This window comes from Enterobacter sp. SECR19-1250, assembly GCF_013391025.1.
Classification (GTDB): domain Bacteria; phylum Pseudomonadota; class Gammaproteobacteria; order Enterobacterales; family Enterobacteriaceae; genus Enterobacter; species Enterobacter cloacae.
The window spans coordinates 1-7,438 of record NZ_JACASJ010000161.1 but is presented as its reverse complement, the minus strand read 5'-3'; the positions used below and the strand labels follow the sequence as shown (position 1 = coordinate 7,438).

7 protein-coding genes are annotated in these 7,438 nt (G+C 52.1%); 4 read left to right on the top strand and 3 right to left on the bottom strand.

Going from position 1 to position 7,438, the window contains the following annotated elements; all coding sequences use genetic code 11:
- Positions 1-773: 773 nt before the first annotated feature.
- The 4 genes from HX884_RS24595 (at position 774) to HX884_RS24580 (ending at position 2,795) form a co-directional block, all read left to right on the top strand.
- Positions 774-1,307 (top strand): hypothetical protein, encoded by a 534-nt coding sequence (locus HX884_RS24595; RefSeq protein WP_256737193.1) that lies wholly within the window; start codon positions 774-776, stop codon positions 1,305-1,307.
- A gap of 86 nt (positions 1,308-1,393) precedes the next feature.
- The gene (locus HX884_RS24590; protein ID WP_032637325.1) at positions 1,394-2,104 is read left to right on the top strand and encodes a tyrosine-type recombinase/integrase; all 711 of its coding nucleotides are present in this window, start codon (positions 1,394-1,396) and stop codon (positions 2,102-2,104) included.
- 156 nt (positions 2,105-2,260) lie between these two features.
- Complete coding sequence (locus tag HX884_RS24585) at positions 2,261-2,515, top strand: type II toxin-antitoxin system RelB/DinJ family antitoxin (RefSeq protein ID WP_000104338.1); 255 nt, start codon at positions 2,261-2,263, stop codon at positions 2,513-2,515.
- Positions 2,505-2,795, top strand: coding sequence for a type II toxin-antitoxin system RelE/ParE family toxin (locus HX884_RS24580; protein ID WP_000143805.1), 291 nt, complete (start codon positions 2,505-2,507; stop codon positions 2,793-2,795). Before HX884_RS24585 ends, HX884_RS24580 begins: the two co-directional genes overlap by 11 nt.
- Before the next feature lie 310 nt (positions 2,796-3,105).
- On the opposite strand, the gene HX884_RS24575 is transcribed toward HX884_RS24580, so the two are convergent.
- From HX884_RS24575 to HX884_RS24565, 3 genes are all read right to left on the bottom strand, one after another.
- The gene (locus HX884_RS24575) at positions 3,106-3,705 is read right to left on the bottom strand and encodes a DUF2913 family protein (RefSeq protein ID WP_032637323.1); all 600 of its coding nucleotides are present in this window, start codon (positions 3,703-3,705) and stop codon (positions 3,106-3,108) included.
- 122 nt (positions 3,706-3,827) lie between these two features.
- Entirely contained in the window at positions 3,828-4,706 is an 879-nt protein-coding gene (locus HX884_RS27385) for a hypothetical protein (RefSeq protein WP_309138901.1), read from the bottom strand.
- A gap of 52 nt (positions 4,707-4,758) precedes the next feature.
- Positions 4,759-7,438, bottom strand: a 2,680-nt coding sequence (locus tag HX884_RS24565) for a Tn3 family transposase (RefSeq protein ID WP_178328930.1), incomplete at its 5' end; no start/stop codon positions are given.

Here is a 7,438-nt window from a genome sequence, read left to right as displayed (position 1 = left end):
TTTAATCAGCGAGTCAGCTTGGGAAGAAATGACCTGCTTATTCGCACCTTCCCTTTCTTTATGCGCAAGACTTCCCCAGCATTCAATGAAAAATAACTGACGTGGGGAAAGGCCGTTACGTCTCAGGCGAACATCAATCCTCATGCTGTTGCGTCCTTTCTGTGTAGTGTTATAATTACCGTATATTAGCGCATTTGAATACGTTGCAGAACCTGCGGCGTATCGTACCGAAAAAAACGGCTCTCTCCTGCTTGACTGTGGTTTTGTCCCGGACTGGTTAGGGCCATACCTTTCAAAAACCGCCTCTGAAGGCGGTTTTTTTTTCGCCTGAACGCATTCATTCCCGTCGATGTAACGAAACAGGCAGAGTGTTTCACCGGCCTGCCTCAGGCAACTTTTCGCTTCCGGCCCGCACCCTGTCCGGTTCCACGGCAGAACAGGGCATTTTTTCTCCGACTCTCCCGGCACCTGGCTGAAAATACCCAGGTATCAGAACACGAATATTTCGATTTTTGTTACCTCACGGAAACGGCTGCGGCGAATTATTCCCGTGGCATAAGGGCTACGGAGGTGTCAGAATAAGTACGAAAGCCGGGATTACGCTACGCGAATAATTTATAACTGGCAGGGGTATTACCCGACAGAATTTGCACAGCGCACCTGTGTAATACAAATGAATTACACAAAAAATGATACCTCCCCACCCCGGGATACCCATGTTGTTGTTCCTGCCGGGCCGTGGTTTTGTTTTTATTCAGCAACAGGAGTGCAGCATGGAGGTTAACATCAGCCTTGAAGACCTGTTCGGCGACAGCATCAGAGAGATGCGGGAGCGGGATAAAGCGTTTTTACCTGAACCAGAATGGTTCTCCAGGATTGAGACAGACCTGGACACCTTTATGCAGACCTATATGACGAAGTATCCCTTTACGTCCTTTGAGGCCATCCCCCGGGACGAGTCGGGCCTCACGTTCCCGGCTTTTGAGGACCTGCAGTTTTATCTGCCGCAGCCGCTTCGCCATCAGCCGACGAAGATTGTTGAAGTAGACGGACTGGCCTTTCTCAGCGTTCTTGGTGACGGTGCATTCTGCATTGACCCGCGCCGGTGGCACAGGATCAAAACCTACATCGCGAAAGGCACAGTTGAATACCCGCAGGTTTCAGTCACACACTCTGGCGTATCGGACGGCCGCCATCGCACATTGTTGCTGATGCAGCTGTACAACCGCAGAACAATCCCGGTCGTCGTCCCAGAAAGCCATCACGGGACGTTTATGGCTGAGGCGAAAAACATGGGTGCGATTTAACTGGTCTGAGAGGGTATTTGTGTAATTCATAAGGATTACATTTGTATTTTAACTGTATTACACCAAGTGAAAGGGGGGAGGGAAGAATGCTGATGATAGCGGGCAACAGCCCTGTCCCTGCGACGAACTATGAAACAGCCATCGCGCTGCGTGGTATGGCGCTGCTGCAGCCATATCTCCCTAAATATCTGCTGGCGCCCGAAGTTGCCGTATTACTGCATTATCTGCCGGATGAGCGCCAGCGTATGCTCTTTGCCACACTGTGGAATACCGGAGCCCGTATTACTGAAGCCCTGACCATCACACCCGAGGATTTGCAACTTGATGGTCCACGCCCCTGCATCCGGTTACGCACACTGAAACAACGCCAGCGGGGAAGGGGACGACCGTCAGCGGATGAGAAGATAGCCCGGATAGTGCCGCTGCTCGATGCCGCATATGTCGATCAGCTTCGCCGCTATCTGGCCACGTTCAGAACCGGCCGACGACGCCCCTTGTTTGCCGTCAGCAGGAAAACAGCCTGGCTGTGGATGCAACAGGCGATCGACAGAGCCCGGGAGGAGGGGATTGAATTTGCGCTCCCGGCCATCAATCCAAAAACTCTGCGGCACAGTTTTGCCATGCATCTGTTTTTCAACCACGTGCCGCCGAAAGTCGTCCAGGCCTATATGGGGCATGAACGCTATGAAAGTACGGAGGTGTATCTGAAGGTTTTTGCGCTGGACGTAGCGCCACAGCTGGGTGTCACTTTTTCGCTGGATCACCGTGATTACAGCCATCTTCTGACACGAAAATAGAATACTTGTGTATTACACAAGTCATTCATTTAGTGTTCTGCCGTCAAAAAAGGGTGGTGGCCATTACTTGCTGGTTAGTAAAAAACGCACCACACTTGTAATTACATTTGTAGTGCTTGTATAATAACTGTACACGATATAACCGGAGTACGAGCAATGAGCACAATTCAAATCCGCGTTGATGACGAACTGAAAAAAGACGCCTATCAGGCCTTTGAAAAACTGAATCTGTCGCCTTCAGACGCACTTCGTCTGTTCCTGCGGTATGTCGCAGAGAACGAAAAACTCCCCTTTGCTGAAGTCTCAGTGATGGTGAGCGAAGATGATGAAGACGCTGATATTCTGGCAGTGGTTCGGGAAAGACTGAAAAATCCGGCAAGACGGATCAGGGTTAACGTTGATGACCTTTAATGTTGAATTTGACGAAAGGGCGTTTAAGGAATGGAATAAGCTCGAAAAGACGATCCGTGAGCAATTCAAAAAGAAGCTAAAAAAGCTTCAGCAAAATCCTTATGTGGAATCAGCCCGACTGCATGGTGATCTGGCTGGCTGCTTTAAAATAAAGCTGAGAGCATCTGGTTTTCGTTTGATTTACAAGGTTATCGATGACGAGATTGTTATATGGGTGGTCGCAGTAGGTAAACGGGAAGACGAAAAAGCCTATGAAACGGCCCGAAAGCGTCTTTTATAAAAGAAATACAAACGTATTGCATTTGTATTCAAGATATCAAAAAAAATAACTATCACGCTCATACATAACAAAACCCACCTTGAGGTGGGTTTCGCCAGAAATATATCTGGTATTCAGAAGCGCCTTTACCGGACCAGGCCTGACCAGCGAACGCTGGTAGCGGGATGTCTGGATTAACCAGTCTGCTGCATCCTTAACTACATTATCGTGGCCTCATGTGTATATTACAACCAATATACCTTCACCTTGTGTTGCGGCTTTGGTGATTAATGATTGATTACAAATGTATTACATATGTAATCAGGATAACCTATCCGGCATCCCGGCAGGCTACCAACATAAACTGGTGTGGCAGGGAGGCATCCTGTGCTGACTCTGCCTGCCAGCCACACCGGTTAAACAGCTTTACCACGCCCCCGACATTACCGGTCAGGCGCGTCAGCAGCGGATTTATCTGTCGCCCATCGTCGTCAAACGCCGCGTCGAGGTTAGTCCGCGAGAGATAAATGCCGTTCACGCCGGCGTTCAGCGCAACGGCATACCGACCTGACCATTCCCGATCGCTCAACAGGCGGTAATTCCAGCTCATGTCTTTCGCGGTTTCCAGGGCATACGTCAGCCGGAACAGGTCGTTTTGCTCAGACAGTTCGCCGGTGCAGGAGCGCCAGAGGTAATTCAGCTTGCTGGCCAGCTTCGCGCTGACGCCCAGCTGGCGTCCCTGTTTCAGAAGCCACTCGATATCGGGCGCCACATCACGCGAAAAACGCCGTTGCTTCAGCGCGGCCGCCAGCCAGCGGGTGAGAAAGAGATTTTCCTGTGCCGGTGACAGCGCATCGCCGTTCTGTCTGGCCAGCGCAAGCGCCACCAGGGCACACCATGCCAGATGGCCCGATTTTTCTGTCAACGTCACTGAGTGCTCTTTTCCTTCTTTATTCTGTCCACAAAATTCTGTCGGGTTCCCGCTTACTGTCATACTGAGAGTATTTTAACCGGAACAGCAACAAAGTGGCATCCGGAACCGTCTGCATCCGCTCAGCGCATGGCCCATGCATAATGTTTTTCCGCATAATCGTACAGCCGGTAAGAGTTCTGCTCGTCGCCACCAATAAAAATACCGTTATCCATTATCCCCTCCGCCAGCCGCTGCGTATACCGGTGCGCAGCCTCATCCAGCTCAGCCCGACTCCCCCACGCGCCCTGCTGCTTACGCCAGCTCAGCCGCACGGCTTTCAGCAGGCGGCACATCTGCTGGCAGATGAAGTAGCAGGCGACGACGTTGCGCGCATCCCCCACAAAGACCACATCGCTGTCCGGGCGCATCATTTCGTTCCACAGGTAGATATCGTAGCAGCCCAGCATCATGGCCACGCGTTTTGCCACGAAACCGCCGTACCAGTAATACGCGGTGCGGGGGATGTTCAGGCGACGGCTCTCGGCAATATTACCGGTATGGAATGACAGCAGGCCAGATTCCGTCAGTTCCCGGACCAGCACCTCCAGCGCCCTGTGCCAGGCCCCGGTTTCACTGCGCTCAGACAGCGCTGAAAAGGACCGGCTGACAATGCCGGCAATCTGCTGTTCCGGTACGGCGTCACCATTCTCCGTCTGAAGGGACAGTTTACGACACAGTTCCTCGCGCTCCACCAGGGCATTCAGCATGGCATCACTTGTCACGTTCTGCGCGGTGGCCAGTGACGCAACACGTTCACGCAGGTCGTCAGAGAGAAAGACGCCCGCCCCGGCTGCCACCGCTGACGGTATTCTGACGCGGCGTGATACGGGCTTGTAGATTTCGCCGGTCTCTGGTCTGATTTTCAGGCCTGCCTTAAGCCAGCGGCTCAGCTCCTGGGGAAGGATATCCGGATTGTCCTTCAGGAAACGCGCCCGGTTTCCGCGCGCCGTTCCGTACACGCTGTCAATGTAGTCGGTCAGGGGTTCTACGCCGGAACCGCCGAAATTTCCGTTACCTCAGTTTCAGCCCGGCAACCAGTGCATCCAGGTCAATAATTTCATTGCTGCTCTGGAAGGTATAATGCCCGTTCAGCAAGATATGTTGCCAGGCCACCGGCGATATCCGGGTCAAAGCCTCAATGCTCTTGTCGTTTCCTTCTGCTTCCAGCCGTTCCAGTAATCGCGACAGGATCGCTGAGTTGTAATAAACGATCGCGTTGCAGATCAACCGCCCGCACTGATTACTGATGTCTGTTTCAATGTCGTTTTTTCCGGTTAACTCTTTCTTTCCACCGACTTTGGCGACGGCAGCACGGAGCTGGTGATAAGATTCAATCCGATTCTGGGAGCGGCGGATGTTTCGTTCCAGTTGGGGATCGCGCAGATACTTCAGGGTGTAAATACTGCGAACCAGCCGGTCATATTCAAATACTGCCTGTCTTGTCGGATTAGCCGTTGTATATGTGCATAATTTGCGGATCAGCGTTCCCTGCGTCATTTCCTTCAGCCCCAGCGTGGCGACAATGCGCTCGAGATTGCTTTTTTCACGGGTAATAAGTTCCAGGTCAATCTGTCCGGCAGGCTGAATCAGGCACTTCTTATATGTCGAGGGCTCTCTGGTACAGTACAACTCCGACAACTGTCTGTTCAGGTCAGTAAAATGAGGTTCAAATCGAAGGCCAAACCAGTGCAGGATCGCAAAGTTGGCCTTGTTGATGCTGTGCATGTCTCCGGTAATGGCCGCAGGCTTCACGGCTGAAGTGTTGCGGTACCAGATATCAAAGACATGGTGGCCTTCGTACTCGTTTGTGCCAATCAGGTATCCGTTGATTGGGATGTGGTTACACAGCAGTGTGTAAGCCACCATGCCTTTACCCCGACCAAAATATTTACGTGAGTATCGGGCTTTCACTGTCGGACGCTCAACACCAAATTTCTGCCCGTCAACGGCTCCATAAAGAGTCTCCGGATCAAACGAATAGAGCGGGAAGACCGGCAGTGCTTCTATGGCATCGGTGATACAGTCATTGGCCGTCAGCAACGACGCCAGGCGAAGGTACTGTTCGTACGTGGTTTCCAGAACATGGAACGGAATATCGCTGGTTCTCGCCATGACATGATTACCATGGTTCATCGCCTGCGCAACGATGACCGCCATCAGGCTGTCTGCATCCGCTTCTTTTTTGGCATAACGGGGTTGTAGCGGCTTCATAGAATGAAGAAATCGGCACTGTTCGTTAACAAAGCGGAAAACATCGGTCACATCACAGAATGGAAGTTGCTCATAAAAACGCTTGTTCTGCTCCTTATTACGACTGACCACTGATTTATGCCAGGTCAGCTTCTGCGTTTCTTTATCGTATTCCAGATGTTTTAGCTTCCCCTGCTTCAGCTCACGGTTGAAGGCTTTCCACTGCCGGTGCAGTTCGGACTCCAGCACCTTTAGCTGCGTTTTTATCGGCTTTTTCAAAAATGGGATGTTCATTTCAGCCAGTACGGCGGCCTGTTCCCCTTCCTGTACCAGTTCATCAGAAAGATGGCGGTGCCGGAGACTGTCATTGAGGTGGAATTCACCAGCCTGAAAACGCTTTCTTATCTGGCGATAGAGCCAGAACTCATAGCGTCCGGCATTCAGGCCTGTGGGTTCACCATCCTCACCGTATTCCAGCAGATATGGACGCAGCCGTGCGGGTAACGTTTCAGGCGGGCATTCCTCAAGTGACCGCTGCGAAAGTGTCTGCTTTTTGTCGAACACCATTCGGAGCCAGTGCAGCGCCTCAGCCCACGGACTGTCCCGGACCACGCTGGTGAGGTCGAGTGACAGGTATAATGGCCGCAGGTGACGACGGATTAATGCTGTCATACCGTCCACGGCCTGCCACTGTAGCGCCAGTCTGCTGACGGGTTTTACACTCATGCGCTGCGCAGTACTTTTCAGTGCCTCCCGTGGCATGATTTTCCAGGCACGCCGGCGGACTTCACCAAAGGTCGTGGGGTCAGGAACGCTGTCATCAACATAAAGCGACAGCAGACGCCCGATTTTGGATGTTTCGCGTCGGTGTTTTTCCTGTACATCAGCCATAAGCTGTTTAGCCACGCTGCGGCTCTCATCTTCGAGCTGTTTCATATGGAAGAACATCGCATCCACCAGGTTATCGCTGAACTGGCGATAACGAACCCAGGCATAGCACAGCAGGTAAAGGCGGGTCTGTCCGGCCTTCAGGTTGCGGAGATCGTAAACGGTATAGAAATTTGCCAGGCTGGCATAGTACAAAAGGTTTTGCTGGGAAATATTCAGTGCCGGTAAGATGTCACAGGCTTTGCGGTGCAGTGGCTCCAGGATGGCCCGTTTTTCCCGTTCGTGGACCATCTGGCGCCAGCCAAAGTCACGCGCATCCTGCCTGAGAACCGCGAGCCGGGAAAGCGTATCATCACGCTCAATCAGCTTATCCAGCCCGGTAATTGTCGTGTCATCAAGCCGCTCCGCCAGAATATGCCCCAGCCGCAGCCTTTCATCAGAAAGAACCCGGCTCACCACCTCCTGGAGCGTGGTGTAACCAGGGCGGATGATTTTATGTTCGTTGAGCCATATGATCAGTTCCGTGGCGACAAAGCCAGGAGTTACATCACGACGAACGGCACTGTTGCAAATAGTCGGTGGTGATAAACTTATCATCCCCTTTTGCTGATGG